Annotated in this window: 19 protein-coding genes and 1 other RNA gene; 13 read left to right on the top strand and 7 right to left on the bottom strand. The window is 41.6% G+C overall.

All coding sequences use genetic code 11. The features are described from left to right. Positions 1-308: IS630 family transposase (locus tag BO26_RS09665; RefSeq protein ID WP_036771070.1), on the top strand; the 308-nt coding region annotated here is incomplete at its 5' end. A 140-nt stretch (positions 309-448) separates the two neighbouring features. Continuing rightward, positions 449-1321, top strand: coding sequence for a small-conductance mechanosensitive channel MscS (gene mscS / locus BO26_RS09660; protein ID WP_036771066.1), 873 nt, complete (start codon positions 449-451; stop codon positions 1319-1321). 224 nt (positions 1322-1545) lie between these two features. On the opposite strand, the gene BO26_RS09655 is transcribed toward mscS, so the two are convergent. The 3 genes from BO26_RS09655 to BO26_RS23455 form a co-directional block, all read right to left on the bottom strand. Further along, positions 1546-2076 (bottom strand): GNAT family N-acetyltransferase, encoded by a 531-nt coding sequence (locus tag BO26_RS09655; protein WP_036771065.1) that lies wholly within the window; start codon positions 2074-2076, stop codon positions 1546-1548. After that, the gene (gene darE, locus BO26_RS09650) at positions 2073-3371 is read right to left on the bottom strand and encodes a darobactin maturation radical SAM/SPASM protein DarE (RefSeq protein WP_036771064.1); all 1299 of its coding nucleotides are present in this window, start codon (positions 3369-3371) and stop codon (positions 2073-2075) included. The genes BO26_RS09655 and darE overlap by 4 nt, the downstream gene beginning before the upstream one ends. 188 nt (positions 3372-3559) lie before the next feature. Beyond that, entirely contained in the window at positions 3560-3709 is a 150-nt protein-coding gene (locus tag BO26_RS23455; protein WP_157835541.1) for a hypothetical protein, read from the bottom strand. Between the two features lie 580 nt (positions 3710-4289). On the opposite strand from BO26_RS23455, the gene argO reads away from it, so the two are divergent. Continuing rightward, entirely contained in the window at positions 4290-4922 is a 633-nt protein-coding gene (gene argO / locus BO26_RS09645) for an arginine exporter ArgO (RefSeq protein WP_036771063.1), read from the top strand. 111 nt (positions 4923-5033) lie between these two features. Continuing rightward, positions 5034-5756 carry an oxidative stress defense protein gene (locus BO26_RS09640; protein ID WP_036771062.1) on the top strand — a complete coding sequence of 241 codons (723 nt, stop codon included), beginning with the start codon at positions 5034-5036 and terminating at the stop codon, positions 5754-5756. Here BO26_RS09640 and BO26_RS09635 read toward each other — a convergent pair. After that, positions 5753-6655 (bottom strand): LysR family transcriptional regulator ArgP, encoded by a 903-nt coding sequence (locus tag BO26_RS09635; protein ID WP_036771061.1) that lies wholly within the window; start codon positions 6653-6655, stop codon positions 5753-5755. The genes BO26_RS09640 and BO26_RS09635 overlap by 4 nt on opposite strands. A 128-nt stretch (positions 6656-6783) precedes the next feature. Between BO26_RS09635 and rpiA the strand changes: the two genes are divergently transcribed. Beyond that, positions 6784-7443, top strand: coding sequence for a ribose-5-phosphate isomerase RpiA (gene rpiA / locus BO26_RS09630; protein ID WP_036771060.1), 660 nt, complete (start codon positions 6784-6786; stop codon positions 7441-7443). A 272-nt stretch (positions 7444-7715) separates the two neighbouring features. After that, positions 7716-8957: a phosphoglycerate dehydrogenase gene (gene serA / locus BO26_RS09625; protein ID WP_036771059.1), complete on the top strand. Its 1242-nt coding sequence runs from the start codon at positions 7716-7718 to the stop codon at positions 8955-8957. A 52-nt stretch (positions 8958-9009) separates the two neighbouring features. Here the strand turns inward: serA and BO26_RS09620 are convergent, their stop codons facing one another. The 3 genes from BO26_RS09620 to zapA form a co-directional block, all read right to left on the bottom strand. Continuing rightward, on the bottom strand, positions 9010-9603 hold the full coding sequence (locus BO26_RS09620; protein ID WP_036771058.1) for a 5-formyltetrahydrofolate cyclo-ligase: 594 nt from the start codon (positions 9601-9603) through the stop codon (positions 9010-9012). Positions 9604-9642: 39 nt separating this feature from the next. Further along, positions 9643-9828: non-coding RNA, 6S RNA (ssrS, locus tag BO26_RS22055), on the bottom strand. Between the two features lie 112 nt (positions 9829-9940). Beyond that, positions 9941-10270, bottom strand: coding sequence for a cell division protein ZapA (gene zapA, locus BO26_RS09615; protein WP_036771057.1), 330 nt, complete (start codon positions 10268-10270; stop codon positions 9941-9943). A 186-nt stretch (positions 10271-10456) separates the two neighbouring features. Here zapA and BO26_RS09610 point away from each other — a divergent pair, with 186 nt between their 5' ends. From BO26_RS09610 to gcvP, 7 genes are all read left to right on the top strand, one after another. After that, complete coding sequence (locus tag BO26_RS09610; RefSeq protein ID WP_036771056.1) at positions 10457-11032, top strand: YecA/YgfB family protein; 576 nt, start codon at positions 10457-10459, stop codon at positions 11030-11032. Between the two features lie 48 nt (positions 11033-11080). Next, positions 11081-12397, top strand: coding sequence for a Xaa-Pro aminopeptidase (gene pepP, locus BO26_RS09605; protein ID WP_036771055.1), 1317 nt, complete (start codon positions 11081-11083; stop codon positions 12395-12397). 7 nt (positions 12398-12404) lie between these two features. Then, positions 12405-13583: a 2-octaprenyl-6-methoxyphenyl hydroxylase gene (ubiH, locus tag BO26_RS09600; protein ID WP_036771054.1), complete on the top strand. Its 1179-nt coding sequence runs from the start codon at positions 12405-12407 to the stop codon at positions 13581-13583. Positions 13584-13621: 38 nt separating this feature from the next. Continuing rightward, positions 13622-14845, top strand: coding sequence for an FAD-dependent 2-octaprenylphenol hydroxylase (gene ubiI, locus BO26_RS09595; RefSeq protein ID WP_036771053.1), 1224 nt, complete (start codon positions 13622-13624; stop codon positions 14843-14845). Positions 14846-15213: 368 nt separating this feature from the next. Then, positions 15214-16317, top strand: coding sequence for a glycine cleavage system aminomethyltransferase GcvT (gcvT, locus tag BO26_RS09590; RefSeq protein WP_036771052.1), 1104 nt, complete (start codon positions 15214-15216; stop codon positions 16315-16317). A gap of 189 nt (positions 16318-16506) precedes the next feature. Continuing rightward, positions 16507-16899, top strand: coding sequence for a glycine cleavage system protein GcvH (gene gcvH, locus BO26_RS09585; RefSeq protein WP_036771051.1), 393 nt, complete (start codon positions 16507-16509; stop codon positions 16897-16899). 87 nt (positions 16900-16986) lie between these two features. Further along, the gene (gene gcvP, locus BO26_RS09580; protein WP_036771050.1) at positions 16987-19863 is read left to right on the top strand and encodes an aminomethyl-transferring glycine dehydrogenase; all 2877 of its coding nucleotides are present in this window, start codon (positions 16987-16989) and stop codon (positions 19861-19863) included. The last annotated feature ends 105 nt before the right edge of the window (positions 19864-19968 follow it).

Below are 19968 nucleotides of genomic sequence, written 5' to 3'. Positions count from 1 at the left end.
ACTATCATCAAAAAATTCATCTTATTGTGGATGGGGCGGGTTACAACAAAGCGCATCTGGTGAAGGACTGGGCTTATATCAGCAATATTGAGTTACATTACCTTCCTCCCTACAGTCCCAATTTAAACCCGATAGAGCGATTATGGAAGGTCATGAATGAACAGGTTCGAAATAACCGTTATTTCGCTAATAAACAGGAATTTCGAGACAAAGTGTTCAAATTTTTCACCACAACGCTACCGGATATAGCGGACTCGCTGACATCGAGAATTAATGACCATTTTCAGGTGCTAAAAACTGCATCTTGAAGTTTCTTGGGTATAGACAGAAATAATCTTCTGACACGATAGTTTTTTTCTTGCAATTAATACTTGTTATGATTAATAGTCATCGGGTAGTTTTGTTTATTTCATTATAGTTGAATTGTTAAATAATCAAGGTGGTTTTAATGGAAGATATCAGTCTGTCTGGTGGTCTTAATGAGGCTACAAACTGGTTTATCAGTCATCAGGATTTAATCATTCAATATCTGGTCAATATTGTTGCTGCGGTGCTGATTCTTGTATTGGGATTGATGGCGGCAAGAGTAATCAGTAAGGGCGTGAAAAGAGTTATGTCGTTGCGCGGCATTGATGTAACTGTGTCAGATTTTCTGGCTGCTGTTGTCCGTTATTTGATTATTGCGTTTACTATTATTGCGGTCCTGGGCAAGTTAGGTGTGCAGACAGCTTCTGTGATTGCGGTTATCGGTGCTGCTGGTTTGGCCGTAGGTTTGGCTTTACAGGGTTCTCTGTCTAACTTTGCTGCAGGCGTGTTGCTGGTTGCTTTTCGTCCAATCCGTGCGGGTGAATATGTCATTCTGGGGGCAGTTGAAGGCACAGTGACCCAGGTACAGATTTTCTCTACCACATTGCGTACAGCCGATGACAAAATCGTTGTTATTCCGAATGGGAAAATTATTGCAGATAATGTTATTAATACCAGTCGTGAACCAAACCGTCGAACTCAGATAATGGTTGGGGTTGCCTATGATGCGGATATTGATGAAGTTAAAAAAGTGTTGGGCGACGTAATTGCGGCAGATAGTCGTATTCAGCATGACAAAGGTGTGACGATCCGTTTACATGAAATGGCGCCATCTTCGCTGAATTTTATTGTGCGTGTATGGACTACCAATGGTGATGCCTGGGACGTTTATTGGGATTTGATGGAAAATTTTAAACGTGCATTAGATAAGCACAATATCGGTATTCCTTATCCACAAATGGATGTGTATTTGCATCAGAGTCAAGCTGTATTGCGAAATAGAGTGAGCGATTAATGTTTGATTATCATCTCGATCTTCTTCGCGTATATTTATATTGAGGCATCGATGTTGGTGCTATGATTGGCAGAATTCAGTCCGGTTGGTGATTTATTGATTTTGTAATCGCTCAGACCGGATTGAATTACCGCGAAATCCATTAGGCTATTTTATTTGCTATTGCTTGTAATAATTACGCCTATTGGGATAGATTCTGATATTGATAGTTCAATATTAGTCACTTAAAAAGGTTCTATTTCTTTTGTCATCCATAATACAGTATTAGCACCATCTAATTGTAAATCAATGGGTTTATAGCCAGTTTTCATATAAAATCGTAAAATATATTCATTATTTTTATAAAGTTGTATCGCCAGTCCAACCATTTTTACGTTAAGTCGTTGATAACAAATTTCCTCTAATTTGCGAGAGAAAGGAAGTGCTATGCCATTTTTCCTCCACTTTGGATTAATCCAAAGGTCATGGAGTTCAATAATTCCCAGGTCATTAAATGATGTACGTTCAGATATTAAGAGAATGTGTGCCATGCCGACAAACTCTGTATTGTGACGACATAGTAGAACTATTCTCTTTGATTCTTTAATCTCACGCTGGCATAATTTAAGGTATTCAATAGGTCTTAATTCTCCTGAGTTCGTCATTATATCATGTATGTCAATGATTTCTTCATTGCTCAATGTTGATTCTACGAAAGTGAATTTATTTATTCCATCTTTATTAAAATTAGTGTCTTTATTATTGTTCTCCATCATAAAACTCCCGAAATTGTATTAAGTAGCTTGTCAGTTCCGCAACATGCTAATGTATCTGAGTACATTTTATTATGTTTTCTGTTACTTATTCTCGTTTGTGGGCATCCACCATGACATAGATTAAACCACTGGCAATTTCTCATGTTGTTATTATTATCGATTTCTTCTTCTTCTGATTTTTCATAATGTATAGAACTTTCCAATAATGTTTTTAAATCATTATCAAGTAATGAACCATAGTAAAAGTTTTCGCTTCCGACGTATTTATCACAGGCAGATACGGTTGCATTTGGCTCAATTGTAACAACTTCTTGATGACATTTTTCTGACCAATAACATGACATTAGAACATTACTGGCACCTTTCAAAACACCAACAAATGAGTTAAATAAAGGAATGTTAATTATGTCTTTATATTCTTTCCACCAAATCAGAAATAGTTCTGAGAGAAAGTCCATGTATTCGAAGTAATTGATATAACTGTCACCTGGAGATTCTCCAGGAAGCAATCTGTTATCTGGAACGATATCCAGAAAAACAAGATCATTGAGGTTTATTTTTGCAAAATAGTCTAATAGTTCTCTTTTATCTGATTCAAATATAAGCCGATCAACGACAACTAGCCCGCCATATTTAATGCTGTTATTTCTAAATGTTTGTATTGTTTTTTCTATTCTTTTAGAAGTACCAATACCTTTTAGATCAACTCTCCTGCTATCATTAATTTCGGGGTGGCCATCGAGACTTATTCCAACGCTAATATTTAATCTTTTTATCAATGCGATCCATTTTTCACTTATATTCACAGCATTTGTTTGTATCGCATTGGTAACGAATTGGTTATCTCTCTTAATATGTTGTTGTAACCAAATGAACTTTATGAAAAATTCAGGTCTTAATCTTGTAACTTCACCACCATGCCAGACAAATTCAATTCTAATTAAATCAGGAATATCAAGTATCCTTTTCGTCATGGCAACTAAGCTACTAAAACTCATTGTATTATTTTTCCCTTCAGCCCATGAATGGCAGTAGGAACATCTTAGATTACATAATCTGGTCGCTTTGGTAACAACAACAAGTTTATTAGATCCCAACGGTTTTACTTCTATTTTTTTCTGCATTTCATGTCCATAAATCTCTATTTCCTCATCAGAAAGGATATCTTGGATTGGAATTTTCTTTATATCTTCATATGCGTATATTTCCTGAGGGATTTTAGGTCTTTTTTTAGTGTAATTAGTATTCATATCGCTATTTACATCTATATTTCTTACTTCTATTTTCTCGTTCATCTTAACCTCTCTTTTAAATATTATTGTTGTAGATGGGTTTTTATTCAGACCGTGTAAAGTTATTAATATGCATATACAGTACATCAGTATTGAGAATGAAAAATAATAAATCAAATAGCGTTAATGGGGCTAGCCTTAGGTATAAGCACTGACTATCAATACCATTGTTTAAGTTAAATTATTAGTATTTAGAATCTAAAGGTCCATTGAGAAAGTTCAGGATAATTTTCGTATTCTGATTTGTCTCTGTTATTATTTTCCTCTCTATTATCTCTATTTTTACTATTCTCCCCCTGAGGGAATAATTTAGCATCATGATTTTTTGTAGATACGTTCATATGCAAACCTCATTTTCTATTGGCTTGATAGTCAGTAATTAGATAATAGTTAATGTTGTGAATAAATTCCAATAATCCTTAGGTCTTTTATGGTTTTTTTTATCATCGTCTCATTTTATAAAGTAAATAATTAAGTGTTTGCAATCTATCGTGACAGGTTATTTTGTTATGTGGTTATAATTAAAGAATTTATTGTGGGGTTCGATATCGGTAATATTTTATTGCTATATTAATATAATATTTAATTTTTTGGGGTTGGTTTAATATTTTTTCTGTATTACTTTGAAATAAAATAGTCTTTTATGACAGTGAGTATAGTAGTGATAATAATTGCTAACAGTATGAAATCGATAATTTATTTATCTCGGTTTTTACGGAATTAATAGATTTATTAATGTCATGAATGGGTATTGTCTTGATTTAATTTAAATTAATCAAATAGGGCTCCTGTAAAAAAGTTATATTTTATCAGGTATTAAAATTTCTAATGAACGATTATAAATATTTATTTCCTCTAATGAGTTATTCTTCCTAAGATTTAGCATCTTGAAAAGTAAAGTGAATAATTATTGGGGGGGTTATGTTAACAACATTTTTGCAGGGTTTTTTTCTTAGTGCAGCGATGATTTTACCTCTCGGTCCACAAAACGCTTTTGTTATGCAACAAGGGAGCCGGAGACAATTCCATTTAATGAGTGCAACTTTGTGTGCTATTAGCGATGGTTTTTTGATTGGTGTCGGTGTGTTTGGTGGTAGTGCATTGCTTGGGCAGTCAACTTTACTACTACAATTTGTCACTTGGGGGGGCGTAGCGTTTTTACTGTGGTACGGTTGGGGAGCTTTTCGTGCAGCTCTGCATGCGAATAATGTTGAATTGGAGCAGTCTGGTAGTGGCAGTGTAGCCAAAAATCGTTGGCGGATCGTTGCGATCATCTTTGCTGTCACTTGGTTAAATCCGCATGTTTATCTGGATACTATTGTTATTCTGGGAAGTATTGGTAGTCAGCTATCTTCAGACCTTAGACCATGGTTTACTTTTGGTGCTGCAAGTGCTTCTGTCAGTTGGTTTTTTTCTCTGGCATTTCTGGCTGCATGGTTTTCACCCGTACTAAGTAAACCACGTTCTCAACGGATTATTAATGGTTTTATCTGTATTGTGATGTGGTATATAGCCTGGCAACTTGCTAAACAGGGATTGATAATTTCTGGTTAACTCGGGCACTTTTTTGCTTACAGTGTGTGTGTTAGTGTTTTATTTCTCCCGTGTATATTTCGGTCTTTCCGCGGGATAAATTTTTTGTAACAGATTTTCTACGGAGGTTGTGTGAAATTAAAATCATTGGGTTTGGCTGCAATGTTAAGTGCGGGAGGTTTGTCACCTGCTGCACAGGCGGCTGATTTACCCGCGGTTCCGCATATTATTACTTCTGGTAATGCGATAGTTAAAGCAGAGCCAGATATGGCAACGTTGATAATTAACGTCAATATTTCTGCTAAAGATGCTTCTGGTGCTAAAAAACAGGTTGATGAGCTGGTTACTAAATATTTTGATTTTCTGAAAGAGAACGGAATTGAAAAGAAAGATATTAATGCGGCGAATCTGCGTACTCAGCCTGATTATGAATATGATGGAGGGTCTGGCAAGTCTACGCTGAAAGGCTATCGTGCAATTCGTTCAGTGGAGGTGAAGGTTCGTAAGTTGGATCAGCTTAATGCTCTGCTGGATGGTGCATTAAAAGCGGGTTTGAATGAAATCGCATCTGTTGAGTTTGGTGTAGATGATCCTCAAAAATATCGTGATGAAGCCCGTCAGAAAGCAATCGAGAATGCAATTGAGCAGGCTGGTGCATTGGCTAAAGGTTTTAACAGCAAATTGGGCTCAATATATAGCATCAATTATCGGGCACCAGAAGCGATTGGTCACATGAAATACCGCAATAGTGATGTTCTTATGGCGGGAGGTGCTGCTGGAGTAGGTGAAACTTACCAGCAGGATAGCATCAACTTCAGCGATCAGGTTGATGTTGTATTTGAACTAAAGCATTAATGAGAGTCATCTTGTCTTAACATCTGACGCCCAAGTTTCAACAGGGCGTCAGTCACTTTTTTCATTGTTCTGCTTTCCGGTGCAAAGCGATGCCAATAAAGCATCCGGCGCTGACATAAACCGGGTGTCAGATCGATCAATTCACCACTTTCCAACTCCTTATCAATCTGCAAGTGTGGGATCATACAACAAGTAGAACTCTGTTTTGCTAATTGCACAAACGCTTCAGATGAGTTGACGATATGACATGGAACACTGCCCGGTGATAAGTCGAAGTTCTGTTGTAAAAATGCTTGGTGCATATCGTCTAGGTGGTCGAATGCTACCGCAGGCGCTTTCAGTAACGCGGAACGAGTGACTCCATTTGGAAAATAACGGGCTGCAAATTTTGGTGAGGCAACAAATAGGTAATCTAGTGCCCCTAGTTTATCGACCAGACAACTAGGTAACGGCTGCGGTTGAATACTGACTGCGCCAACGACTTCACCCCTTCTTAATTGTTCCTGAGTACGGGTTTCATCTTCAACTTGAATATTTAGTCGGATAGGCAAATCAGCAAGTACTGGATGCAATGCCGGTAATAACCAGGTGGCCAGACTGTCGGCGTTGACTGCTAGTGAAAGCAGGAGTGGAGTATCTACACCATATTCATCGCCCAACCATTGTTCTTCCAGTAATTCTACCTGATGCCATAGCGCTAGTAGCTTTTGCCCCTGTTCAGTGGGACGAGGAGGAACGGTGCGCACCAGCAGAGGTTGACCAAACAGATTCTCCAACTGTTTGATACGTTGAGAAACTGCGGACTGAGTGATACAGAGTTTCTGGGCAGCGCGTTCGAAACCACGCTCACGAATAACAGCGTCCAGGGCTTGCAGTGTTCGGTAATCAGGGCGTTTCATTACAGAAAGATTCTCCATTGATTTGGCTGTATTGCACTATGCCATATTTTTTCAGTGGATGAGGCAAATTATTGTTTATACTAGCCGACAGACTTTCCTTAAGTAACTGGTATGGGCAGTGAATTGATATGACTCAGGATGAACTAAAAAAAGCAGTAGGTTGGGCGGCGCTCGAATTTGTCACGCCAGGAACGATTGTGGGTGTGGGGACGGGTTCAACGGCTTCGCATTTTATTGATGCTCTTGGATCAATTAAAGATCAGATTAAAGGGGCAGTCTCTAGCTCGGAGGCTTCTACTGAGAAGTTAAAAAGTCTGGGAATTCCTATATTCGATTGTAATGAAGTGGATTCCCTTGATATCTATGTTGATGGTGCAGATGAAATCAATGGCAATATGCAGATGATTAAAGGCGGTGGTGCTGCATTGACCCGTGAAAAAATCATTGCTGCAATAGCGAAGAAATTCATTTGTATCGTTGATGCTTCTAAGCAAGTTGATGTATTGGGGAAATTCCCTCTGCCAGTTGAAGTGATTCCGATGGCTTGCTCATATGTTGCTCGTGAATTAGTGAAATTAGGGGGTGTACCCAAATATCGCCAGAATGTTGTGACTGATAACGGTAATGTAATCCTTGATGTTCATGATTTATCAATTCTCGATCCTATGGAGTTAGAGAATAAAATTAATGGTATTGCAGGTGTCGTGACTGTTGGTCTGTTTGCTAATCGTGGCGCGGATATTGTATTGATGGGAACATTAGATGGAGTGAAAATTATCACTCAATAATATTATTTATAGAGGGCGGAATCTTTCGCCCTTAAAATTTTTTCACGCTTAATGATAAGTAAAAATTTAGTGATATATTTTTCTCCTCTAATGATTATATAGTCTAAATATTAATTTTATTCTTTCCTGCATCATTTTATGCTGCATAATAACACTTTTATTGAGGCTTATTAGATAAGGATAGCAATCGTTTATATTGCCGTATCTGTTTTTTTTGTTATGTTGAGAGAATGAATCTGAAATGTAACGAAGCGTAACAATAGGCTGGATAAATGGTTAAAGTATCTCTGGAAAAAGATAAGATTAAATTTTTGCTATTGGAGGGTGTTCATCAGAGCACGGTGGAAAATCTGCGAGGAGCAGGCTATAGCAATATCGAATATCATAAAGGAGCATTAGATTCCCGGGAGTTAAAAGAAGCAATTCGTGATGCCCACTTTGTTGGTATCCGTTCTCGCACGCAACTAACAGAAGACATTTTTCAGGTCGCGGAAAAATTAGTTGCTGTAGGGTGTTTTTGTATCGGTACTAACCAGGTTGATCTGAAAGCCGCAGCCAAACGTGGTATTCCTGTCTTTAATGCGCCGTTTTCTAATACCCGTTCTGTTGCTGAGATGGTGCTTGGTGAGTTGTTGTTGTTACTGCGTCGTATTCCTTTAGCGAATGCAAAAGCTCATCGTGGCGTGTGGGATAAGCAGGCTAAGGGTTGCTATGAAGTTCGCGGTAAAAAATTAGGTATTATCGGTTACGGTCATATTGGTACTCAGCTTGGTATTCTGGCTGAAAGTATTGGTATGGATGTTTATTTTTACGATATTGAAAACAAACTACCATTAGGTAACGCTCATCAGGTACGCCATTTATCAGAGTTACTGAATATGAGTGATGTGGTCAGCTTGCATGTACCAGAAACACCATCAACTAAGAATATGATGGGTACGACAGAACTTGCCTTGATGAAACCAGGGGCTATCCTGATTAATGCTTCACGCGGAACGGTAGTGGATATTCCGGCATTATGTGATGCACTGGAAAGTGGACACCTGTCAGGGGCGGCGGTGGATGTGTTCCCGGTTGAACCGGCGACTAATAATGATCCGTTTGAATCTCCTCTGTGTAAATTTGATAATGTGTTGCTGACCCCACATATTGGTGGTTCTACTCAGGAAGCACAGGAAAATATTGGTTATGAAGTAGCAGGAAAACTGGCGAAATATTCTGATAATGGCTCTACCTTATCGGCAGTAAATTTCCCTGAAGTTTCCCTTCCGGCTCATGCTGATGATACCAACCGGTTTCTGCATATTCACGAAAATCGTCCAGGTATACTGAACAGTATTAACCAGGTATTTGCTGAACAGGATATCAATATCGCTGCTCAGTACTTGCGTACCAGTGGAGATATGGGCTATGTGGTTATTGATATTGTAACTGAGACACCCGCTCAGGCTGAAATGGTACTTCAAAAACTGAAAGCATTGCCGGGTACTATCCGTTCACGTCTGCTTTATTAATTATTTTGACATGAGATAAATGGGCGCATTATATGATGTGCCCATTTTTTTACTACCATTGCCAGATTTTTTCGGGAGTGATGATTTCAGGTAGTGGGATATCCCACTTAGCTGATGGCAGTGAATCAACTAATTGGCAGTTATGAGCCAGACCAATTGGATAGAAATTTTTTTGTTGCCATTGGCTTAAGGTGCGATCATAAAAGCCGCCTCCCATGCCAAGCCTCTGCCCTTTTCGGTCAAAGGCAACCAGCGGAATCATCATGATCTCCAGTTCAAATAAGGGTAAAACTTGCTGAACATTCAGTGGTGGCTCTTCTATATTGAAACGATTTCTAACAAGTTTAGTATTCGGTTGATAGTGTAAAAATAACAAATGATGACGGCTGAAAGGATGCAATACAGGTAAATAAATCTGCTTATTTTGTTGCCAAAGCAGGTTAATCAGTGGGCATGTATTAATTTCACCGTCGAATGAAAGAAACAACGCGATGTTATTAGCCTGGCGAATTTTGGGGTGGTTAATTGCGCGTTCAGCAACTTGTTTTGCAAAGAGAGATTGTTGCTCAGGGGATAATTCTTGGCGCTTTTGGCGCATTTGCTTTCTGAGGTTTTGCCTCGGTGATAACAGGGGATCTGAGTGCATGGAGCCTACCTGTTAATAGCGGAAATAATATTAAAGGTGAGGTTCTCCAAGATGCCGTTACAGGTAGTAACCCTTGAACCCTTGGTTCAAGGTGAACGTAGCGTCGTGTCCTTAAGGCTTCTCGGGCGGGCCGAGCATGCACACCGGCTACGGAGCACTACATTCTATAATGTATGAAATATCGGCTCAGGGGACTTTCCCCGTTCACGAACATCTCAGAGAAATTTATTCAGTACTTACTAAGCAACTTTATAGGGCCTATTGTATGAAACTAAATACAGAAATCAACTTAATTATCGAACGATTCATTCACTAATGTATGATTTATCAATAAAATTCATTTATTTGGTGCAATAGTACGCTCAGTGATACGTCCTTGTTCCATTAATGCCTGTTCTATAGTCTGTTGAAGCATCTTTATTTTCTGTTCCATATTGTAGGCATAGTCACGAGTTTTCACTTTTTCTTGTGCCAGCTCATGACAGATATTCAATGCCACAATAAAAACCAGTTGTTCAGTATTGCTTACTTTGGTGCGTTCTTTTAAATTTTCTAAACGTTGTTCAAGTTCCACAGCGGCAGCTAGCAGTGCTTCTTTCTGTTCTGATGGACAATTGACACGTAATGATCGCCCAAAAATCTGGATATCTACTGGTTGTGCAGACATGACCCCTTCCTGACTTATTACTGCGCTCCAGTTTTAATTCTGAATTGTAGAATTGAAACCAGCGCCAATCATTACAACGCGATACCGGCAGATAACTAACGATTAGCTACCGCTGTTGTCTGGTATAGCGACTCCCCTTGGTGGTAGCATAGCATGAACTTCCACCGTCAACGATGACCAATACACATGTCTATACATAATTCATTACCAGATTATCAATCTTTTGACGAAATATTGCATCAGCAGTCAGTAGCATTGACAGCTGCAGAGATGCATGGGTTGATTAGCGGCCTACTATGCGGCGGTAATCGCGATAGTAGCTGGCAAGCTTTAGTTCATGATTTAGCTAATGATGGTTTGGCTTTTTCCCATCCGTTGGCCCAGCAACTGCGTGAATTACGTGAAATTACATTTGAATCATTGGATGACAGTAATTTCACATTCCATTTATTGTTGCCTGATGAAGAAGATAATGTGTTTGAACGTGCTGATGCATTGGCAGGTTGGGTGAATCATTTTTTGCTGGGGCTGGGCGTCGCTCAACCAAAGCTGACAGATAAGAAAGAGGTTGGTGAGATTATTGGTGATCTGCGCAATATCGGTCTGCTTGGTTATGAAGAGGGTGATGATCAGGAAGAATTGGCTCAGGCATTGGAAGAAGTCCTTGAATATGTGCGGGTTGCTGCCCAACTTTGCTATATCGCGTTTACTGAGGCTAAAGCCGTATCAATCGCAAGAAATGATAAACCAACATTGCATTAATTGATGTTTATTGAACTCAAAATAATTAATTAAGTCGCAGGAGAGGGTATGGTCAAACAAGAATATTTATCCCGCCGTCAGGCTTTACTGGCAAAAATGGCTCCAGCGAGCGCAGCGATTATTTTTTCTGCTCCGCCTGCGCCCCGAAATTCGGATAGTGAATATCCTTATCGTCAACATAGCGATTTCCTTTATTTGACTGGGTTTAATGAACCGGAAGCTGTGCTGATATTAATTAAGAGCGACGATACGCATAATCATAGTATTCTTTTTAATCGAGCGCGTGATTTGACAGCGGAAATTTGGTTTGGTCGCCGTCTTGGACAAGAAGCCGCACCTAAAAAATTGGCTATTGATCGAGCTTTGCCTTTTGATGATATTAAGGAAGAACTTTATCAATTGCTGAATGGTTTGGATGTGGTTTATCACGCACAGGGTGAATTTGCCTATGCAGATGAGATTATCTTCCATGCGCTGGATACGTTAAGAAAAGGTGGTCGTCGTAATCTTTCAGTGCCTTTAACGATAACTGACTGGCGCCCTTGGGTACATGAAATGCGGTTGTTCAAATCTAAGGCAGAAATTGAAATTATGCGCCGGGCGGGTGAAATCAGTGCACAGGCACATATGCGCGCGATGAAAGTTTGCCGCCCTGGCATGTTTGAGTATCAACTGGAAGCCGAAATTCATCACGAATTCACTCATCAAGGTGCTCGTTATCCCGCTTATAACACGATTGTTGGAAGTGGGGAAAATAGTTGTATTCTGCATTACACCGAGAATGAAAGCAGAATGAAAGAGGGTGATTTAGTACTAATTGATGCAGGTTGTGAATATTTGGGTTATGCCGGAGATATCACCCGTACTTTCCCTGTGAATGGCAAATTCACCCGTGCTCAGCGTGAGATTTACGATATCGTATTGAAAACACTGAATGTCTCGCTTGAACTGTATAAGCCGGGTACCAGTATCAACAAAGTGACCGAACATGTTGTGCGGATTATGGTAGAAGAGTTGGTGAAATTGGGCATTATGCATGGCGAAGTAGAACATTTACTTGAAACTAAAGCATATCGCCAGTTCTTTATGCATGGTCTTAGCCATTGGTTAGGGTTGGATGTGCATGATGTTGGGTACTATGGTGTAGAGCGTGATCGTATTCTGGAACCGGGAATGGTATTGACGGTTGAACCGGGGCTTTATATCGCACCAGATGCTGATGTGCCGCTGGAATATCGTGGTATTGGTATTCGTATTGAGGATGACATTGTGATTACTGAAACAGGTAATGAAAACCTGACAGCCAGTGTTGTTAAAGAAGCTGATGAGATTGAAGCTCTGATGGCGAAAGCAAAACAGGGTTAAGTTAAGTATGAACGTGATTATAGTTGGTGGTGGCATGACCGGCGCGATGCTTGCGTTGGCGATATCTTCCTTGAGTAAAGGGCAGATTCATGTCTCCCTGATTGAAGCAGCGGAGCCGGAACAGAAACACCCCGGCTTTGATGCCAGAGCGATAGCGCTGGCTTACGGTACTTGTCAGCGTTTACAACAAATTGGGGTTTGGTCTGCTCTGGAAGATTATGTGATACCAATAACTCACGTTCATGTTAGTGACCGTGGTCATGCGGGGTTTGTCAACCTTTGTGCTAAAGACTATAACATTCCGGCTTTGGGAAATGTTATCGAACTGTATCATGCTGGGCAAAGTTTGTTTAGCTTACTGAAAAATGCGCCTGGCGTTACACTGTATTGTCCATCCAGGGTTCTGGCTGTTGAGAGAACGACGTCATCGGTAATAGTGACCCTGGAGAATGGCGAGCAACTCCAGGGTGAATTGTTGGTAGCGGCAGATGGCAGTCATTCCGCTATTGGTCGCGCTTGTCACATTCAATGGCAACAGCACCATTATGAACAGGTTGCAGTGATTACTAATATACTCACTTCAGAACATCCACAAGGTAGAGCATTTGAGCGTTTCACCGAATATGGTCCGCTTGCTCTGTTGCCAATGGCTGAGGGCCGAAGCTCATTGGTATGGTGCCATCGATTGGAGCAGCGAAAGGAGATAGTTGGTTGGAATAATGAACAATTTCTGAGGCAGTTACAGCGTGCATTTGGTTGGAGACTGGGCAAAATGTTGGAAGTTGGTCAGCGTCATAGTTACCCACTAACACTATCCACTGCAAATCAACAAATTAGCCATCGGTTAGTGCTGGTGGGAAATGCTGCTCAAACATTACATCCGATTGCGGGTCAGGGTTTTAATCTTGGTATGCGAGATGTTATGACACTGGCCCAGATTGTTTCTGAGGTTTTTGCCGCTGGTCAGGATATTGGTACCTATTCGGTTCTGGCTAACTATCAACAACAACGGGTTTCAGATCGGGAAAATACCATCGATATGACTGATGGATTGATACGGATATTTGCCAATCGTTATTTTCCATTACAAGTTGGCCGTAACCTTGGTCTGATGATGATGGAAAAATGCTCTCCTATGCGGGATATACTGGCCCGTCAGACTTTGGGTTGGGTCGCCCAAAGATAACCGCAGATAAAGCAGACAAAATAAGAGGACGTTATATTATGCAATCATTTGATGTGGTTATTGCTGGTGGCGGTATGGTTGGTTTGACGCTTGCCTGTGGCTTGCAAGGCAGTGGCTTGCGGGTTGCTGTGGTGGAGAGTTATCCGCCTATTCAACCTATTATTGCTGAAGATGAGTATGCGCTGCGGGTTTCTGCGATTAATGCTGCTAGTGAGCGTCTGTTACAGCGTCTTGGGGTGTGGCGACAGATTCTGGATAGGCGTACCAGTCCTTATCAGGAAATGGAGGTTTGGGAGCGGGATAGCTTTGGTCGCATTCGGTTTAGTGCGGTTGAATATGGTCTCGAATACCTTGGTCATATCATTGAAAACCGGGTTATCCGTGAAACACTATGGAAAAAAGCAGAAAGCCTGTCTGATGTGACTATCTTATCTCCTGCGGCTTTGAAGCAGGTTGCCTGGGGTGAGAATGAAGCTTTTATGACTTTATCCGATGGGCGCATGTTAACTGCCCGTTTAGTTGTTGGCGCTGATGGCGCTCATTCCTGGTTACGGCAGCACGCTGATATTCCCCTGACATTCTGGGATTATGAGCATCATGCTCTGGTGGCGACTATCCGCACTGAAGAACCTCATGGCAGTGTTGCTCGGCAGGTTTTTTATGGTGATGGTATTTTGGCGTTTTTGCCTCTGGCTGATCCGCATTTGTGTTCTATTGTTTGGTCACTGCCAGGTGAATCAGCAGATCAGTTCAAACAGCTTGATAATACGTTTTTCAATCAACAATTGGCGGTAGATTTTGATATGCGTCTTGGCCGGTGTGAGTTGATCAGTGAACGTCAGACAATCCCTCTGACTGGTCGTTATGCTCGTAACTTTGCTGCTCACCGTTTGGTTTTAGTGGGCGATGCTGCTCATACCATTCATCCATTGGCAGGTCAGGGAGCAAACTTGGGTTTCATGGATGTTGCAGAACTGATAGGTGAATTACGTCGTTTACATTGCCAGGGCAAAGATATTGGTCAGCATTTCTATTTACGTCGATATGAACGCCGTCGTAAACATAGCGCAGCGGTGATGCTGGCTGGGATGCAGGGTTTTCGTCAATTATTCGACGGCAATAATCCAGTGAAAAAGCTTTTACGAGATATTGGGTTATCTCTGGCTGATAATTTACCCGGAATTAAACCTCAATTGCTTCGTCAAGCCATGGGGTTGAATGACTTACCAGATTGGCTCTCTTCTCACTCCTTATTCGACTGAAAAAATCTAATTTAGCCTCTGCATATCAATTAGTATTTCTCATGCACTGCTGAAATATGGATAAGTGGTTTTATTCATATTTCAGTTAGCTCTTAATGGAAAATGATCGTTTTCTAATGTTAATTGTTAATTTTGAGTATTATAGCTCATTTTAATAGTTGAAAATTCTGCATACTCATAGCGTGTTTTCTGGTTGTCTCTGAATTGGACCCTATTTTTACTTATGGTTCATTTTGATTTTCAATGATAACTTTCATTCTAAGATATCGTTTGCGTCGTGTTTTTTAGCCGCTTTTTATTCATGATTCACAGTATCTGTCGGTTAATACGCGGCATGTTTTCATGTAGGAAATGAAAAGAGGGAAATAATGGCAAAACAAACTCCATTGTATGACCAGCATCTGGCTTGCGGGGCGCGCATGGTAGATTTTCATGGCTGGATGATGCCTTTGCATTACGGTTCACAAATGGATGAACATCACACCGTCCGCACTGATGCGGGTATGTTTGATGTCTCCCATATGACGATTGTGGATTTGCATGGTACTGGCTGTCGTGATTTCCTGCGTTATTTACTGGCAAATGACATTGCTAAACTCACAGAGAAAGGTAAAGCCTTATATACCGGGATGCTTAACGCTTCCGGTGGTGTCATTGATGACCTGATTGTTTATTATTTTAGCCATGATTTTTATCGGATGGTGGTCAATTCCGGGACCCGTGAGAAAGATCTGGCCTGGATTAATGAACATGCAACTCATTACTCAGTCGATATTCAAGTTCGCGATGATCTGGCGTTGATCGCTATCCAAGGTCCTGAAGCTCAGGCAAAAGTACAATCTCTGTTGAATGATGAACAAAAACAGGCTATTGCCAGTATGAAACCATTCTTTGGTATTCAGGTTGATGATCTATTTATCGCAACGACGGGCTATACCGGAGAAGCGGGTTATGAAATAGCGATGCCAAAAGAGCAGGCCGCAGATTTCTGGCAAAAATTACTTAATGCTGGCATTAAGCCCGCAGGGTTAGGGGCGCGTGATACTTTGCGGCTTGAAGCAGGTATGAACCTCTATGGACAGGATATGGATGAAACTATTTCTCCATTAGCAGCCAATATGGGTTGGACAATCGCCTGGAAACCAGAAGATCGTCAGTTTATAGGCCGTGAAGCGCTGGAAAGACAGCGTAAAGGGGGCACAGATCAATTGGTTGGCTTGGTGATGAGAGAGAAAGGTGTATTACGCAGTGGTTTAATGGTTAGTTTCATTGATGAGATGGGCGCCTTACACTCTGGCGTTATTACCAGCGGTACGTTCTCCCCAACATTAGGATTCAGTATTGCCCTTGCCCGTGTACCGCAAGGGATTGGTGAACAGGCAATTGTACAAATACGTAATCGTGAAATGCCGGTTCAGGTAGTCAAACCTGGCTTTGTGCGGGCGGGTAAACCTCTCGTATATACCCAATAGATTTCAAGTTGCAGTGCGGCGGTAAGTGAACGCAACCAACAAAGCAGCAGCTTGAAAGATAATAGGTATAGTCATTTTTATCTAATAACATGATGAGTAAATAGCAACTTATCTCAGTAAGCATGATTGGTGCAAGAAAGCACAATGGCTTGAATGAGATTGGTTCTAAGATTGAAGGAGACGATGGTAATGAGTAATGTACCCGCAGAGTTAAAATATGCTAGATCGCATGAGTGGGTTCGCGCAGAAGGTAATGGTGAATACACTGTAGGTATTACCGAGCATGCGCAAGAGCTGTTAGGCGACATGGTTTTTGTTGATTTACCAGAAGTTGGTGCTGCAATCAATTTTGGTGATGAGTGCGCTGTTGTGGAATCAGTAAAAGCCGCCTCTGATATTTACGCACCGCTGAGTGGTGAAATTATTGCCGTTAATGAAACACTGAGCGATGCCCCTGAATTAGTTAACAGCGAGCCTTATGATGAAGGCTGGTTGTTCCGTATTAAAGCTGCTGATGAGAGTGAACTCTCGAATTTGCTAGATGCCGATGGATATCAGGCACTTCTGGACGAAGAAGAATAAAGTGCCCACTGTCGCCCCGTTTCACATCGTGATCGGGGCGTTTTTATTTGTATGCCATTTCTGGCCAGTTTCAGGAATTAGTACCAAATGACTCAGACATTAAGTCAACTTGAAAACCGGGGCGAGTTTATCCGCCGTCATATTGGCTCTTCCGCCGAACAGCAAAAAGAGATGCTGGCGATAGTAGGGGCAGGTTCTCTCAGTGAGTTAACCCAGAAAATTGTTCCCTGTGATATTGCGTTACCAGAGCCACCCGATGTAGGCGGTGGTGCAACTGAACAACAAGCATTGGCTGAACTGAAAGCCATTGCCAGCCAAAATAAGCGTTACCAATCCTATATTGGTATGGGATATGTGCCTTCTGTGCTCCCTCCGGTTATTTTACGCAATTTATTAGAAAATCCTGGCTGGTATACAGCTTATACACCTTATCAACCGGAAGTTTCTCAAGGACGCCTTGAATCATTACTAAACTTCCAACAAGTGACTATCGACTTGACGGGGTTAGATCTTGCTTCTGCCTCTCTGTTGGATGAAGCAACTGCTGCGGCTGAAGCAATGGCAATGGCAAAACGTGCCAGCAAACTGAAAAATGCAGACCGTTTCTTTGTTGCTGATGATGTACATCCTCAAACGCTGGATGTTGTCCGTACCCGCGCCAAAACTTTTGGTTTTGATGTGGTTGTAGATAAAGCAGAAAAAGTTCTGGAGCTGGACGGTGTATTTGGTGTGTTGCTGCAACAGGTTGGTACGAAAGGTGAAATTCATGATTACACTGACCTGATCGCACAACTGAAACAGCGTAAAATCATTATCAGCGTTGCTGCTGATTTGATGGCTCTGGTACTTCTGACTGCTCCGGGCAAGCAAGGGGCAGATGTGGTGTTTGGTTCTGCTCAGCGTTTTGGGGTGCCGATGGGTTATGGCGGTCCCCATGCAGCATTTTTTGCCTGCCGTGATGAATTCAAACGTTCTATGCCGGGACGTATTATCGGCGTTTCCCGTGATGCGGCTGGTAATACCGCTCTGCGCATGGCAATGCAGACCCGTGAGCAGCATATTCGTCGTGAGAAAGCGAATTCTAATATCTGTACTTCTCAAGTTCTGCTGGCAAATATTGCAGGGATGTATGCGGTATATCACGGTGCAAAAGGACTAAAACGTATTGCAGGCCGCATTCATCGTCTGACTGACATTCTCGCCGCTGGGCTACAGAAAGCGGGATTAACTCTGCGCTACAAAACTTGGTTTGATACGCTGACCGTTGAAGTGGCTGATAAAGCCACAGTATTGGCACGAGCAGATAAGGCAGAAATTAACTTGCGTACCGATATTCACGGTGCCGTGGGTGTTACATTGAATGAAACTACCACCCGTGATGATTTGGTCAAATTATTCTCTGTGCTGACGGGTACAGAGGAACGGCTGGATGTTGAGGCATTGGATGAGAATGTAATAGCGGAAAGCCACTCTATCCCTGCATCTATGCTGCGCAACGATGAAATTCTCCAGCATCCGAATTTCAACCGTTATCACAGCGAAACGGATATGATGCGTTATATGCATCGTCTTGAGCGTAAAGATTTGGCGCTGAATCAGGCAATGATCCCACTGGGTTCTTGTACCATGAAGCTCAATGCTGCGGCAGAAATGTTACCTATCTCTTGGCCTGAGTTTAATGCACTGCATCCATTCTGCCCGCCAGAACAGGCGCAGGGTTATCAACAGATGATTAGCCAGTTATCTCATTGGTTGGTGCAACTGACAGGTTATGATGCGGTTTGTATGCAACCAAACTCTGGTGCACAGGGGGAATATGCCGGTTTGCTGGCCATTCGCCATTATCACGAAAGCCGTGGAGAAGGGCATCGTCATATCTGTTTAATTCCAAGTTCTGCTCATGGTACCAACCCGGCTTCTGCTCATATGGCAGGAATGACAGTTATTGTGGTTGGTTGTGATAAAGAAGGTAACATTGATCTGTCCGACCTGCGTGAAAAAGCGGAAAAATCAGGTGATGAACTTTCTTGTATCATGGTGACTTATCCATCAACCCATGGCGTCTATGAAGAAACTATCCGTCAGGTGTGTGAAATTATCCATCAGTATGGTGGTCAGGTTTACCTTGATGGTGCGAATATGAACGCACAGGTTGGTATCACCTCTCCAGGCTTTATTGGCGCTGATGTTTCGCATCTTAACCTTCATAAAACATTTTGTATTCCACATGGCGGTGGTGGTCCGGGCATGGGGCCGATTGGTGTAAAAGCCCATTTGGCGCCGTTCTTACCGGGGCACTCGGTGGTTCAAATGGATGGAATTACTGAACAGGGCGCTGTCTCGGCGGCGCCATTTGGTAGTGCTTCCATTCTGCCTATTAGCTGGATGTATATTCGTATGATGGGTTCACAAGGGCTAAAACAGGCAAGCCAGACAGCGATTTTGAATGCTAACTATATTGCTGCCCGCCTGAAGAATGATTATGACGTGCTGTATACGGGCCATAACGGTTATGTGGCGCATGAATGTATTCTGGACATTCGGCCACTGAAAGAAAAGTTTGGTATCAGCGAAATGGATATTGCCAAGCGTTTGATTGATTATGGTTTCCATGCACCAACGATGTCATTCCCAGTTGCTGGCACGCTGATGGTGGAACCCACGGAATCAGAAAGCAAAGTAGAAATTGATCGCTTTGTGGATGCGATGCTGGCAATTCGTGCTGAAATTAGCAAAGTAGCGAAAGGTGAATGGTCATTGGAAGATAATCCATTGGTCAATGCGCCTCACGTACAAACTGAGCTGGTTTCTGACTGGAGCCATAGTTACAGCCGTGAAATTGCAGTATTCCCAACCGCAGAAACCAAAGCCAATAAATATTGGCCTGCCGTTAAACGTCTGGATGATGTTTACGGTGATCGTAATCTGCACTGCTCCTGTGCACCTGTCAGCGATTATCAATAACCACTAATATAATAATCAACACCAGTATGATTGCTGGTGTTGTTATTTATCTCTATTGACATTGGTGCAATTTTCCTAATGTTCACTCATTCTTAAACACTCGTT

Origin of the sequence: Photorhabdus australis DSM 17609, from assembly GCF_000711895.1 — a bacterium.
Classification (GTDB): Bacteria; Pseudomonadota; Gammaproteobacteria; order Enterobacterales; family Enterobacteriaceae; genus Photorhabdus; species Photorhabdus australis.
Note: the sequence above shows the minus strand (reverse complement) of the source record. Positions and strands in the feature narration are given on the sequence as shown.

Excerpts from the sequence above, each read along its gene's own strand:
- darE (WP_036771064.1), bottom strand. The coding sequence starts at position 3,371 with ATGAACGAGAAAATAGAAGTAAGAAATATAGATGTAAATAGCGATATG.
- rpiA (WP_036771060.1), top strand. The coding sequence starts at position 6,784 with ATGACTCAGGATGAACTAAAAAAAGCAGTAGGTTGGGCGGCGCTCGAA.
- zapA (WP_036771057.1), bottom strand. The coding sequence starts at position 10,270 with ATGTCTGCACAACCAGTAGATATCCAGATTTTTGGGCGATCATTACGT.
- ubiI (WP_036771053.1), top strand. The coding sequence starts at position 13,622 with ATGCAATCATTTGATGTGGTTATTGCTGGTGGCGGTATGGTTGGTTTG.
- serA (WP_036771059.1), top strand. The coding sequence starts at position 7,716 with ATGGTTAAAGTATCTCTGGAAAAAGATAAGATTAAATTTTTGCTATTG.
- gcvH (WP_036771051.1), top strand. The coding sequence starts at position 16,507 with ATGAGTAATGTACCCGCAGAGTTAAAATATGCTAGATCGCATGAGTGG.
- argO (WP_036771063.1), top strand. The coding sequence starts at position 4,290 with ATGTTAACAACATTTTTGCAGGGTTTTTTTCTTAGTGCAGCGATGATT.
- BO26_RS09655 (WP_036771065.1), bottom strand. The coding sequence starts at position 2,076 with ATGATGGAGAACAATAATAAAGACACTAATTTTAATAAAGATGGAATA.
- pepP (WP_036771055.1), top strand. The coding sequence starts at position 11,081 with ATGGTCAAACAAGAATATTTATCCCGCCGTCAGGCTTTACTGGCAAAA.
- gcvP (WP_036771050.1), top strand. The coding sequence starts at position 16,987 with ATGACTCAGACATTAAGTCAACTTGAAAACCGGGGCGAGTTTATCCGC.
- BO26_RS09620 (WP_036771058.1), bottom strand. The coding sequence starts at position 9,603 with ATGCACTCAGATCCCCTGTTATCACCGAGGCAAAACCTCAGAAAGCAA.
- BO26_RS09610 (WP_036771056.1), top strand. The coding sequence starts at position 10,457 with ATGTCTATACATAATTCATTACCAGATTATCAATCTTTTGACGAAATA.
- BO26_RS09635 (WP_036771061.1), bottom strand. The coding sequence starts at position 6,655 with ATGAAACGCCCTGATTACCGAACACTGCAAGCCCTGGACGCTGTTATT.
- gcvT (WP_036771052.1), top strand. The coding sequence starts at position 15,214 with ATGGCAAAACAAACTCCATTGTATGACCAGCATCTGGCTTGCGGGGCG.
- mscS (WP_036771066.1), top strand. The coding sequence starts at position 449 with ATGGAAGATATCAGTCTGTCTGGTGGTCTTAATGAGGCTACAAACTGG.
- BO26_RS23455 (WP_157835541.1), bottom strand. The coding sequence starts at position 3,709 with ATGAACGTATCTACAAAAAATCATGATGCTAAATTATTCCCTCAGGGG.
- ubiH (WP_036771054.1), top strand. The coding sequence starts at position 12,405 with ATGAACGTGATTATAGTTGGTGGTGGCATGACCGGCGCGATGCTTGCG.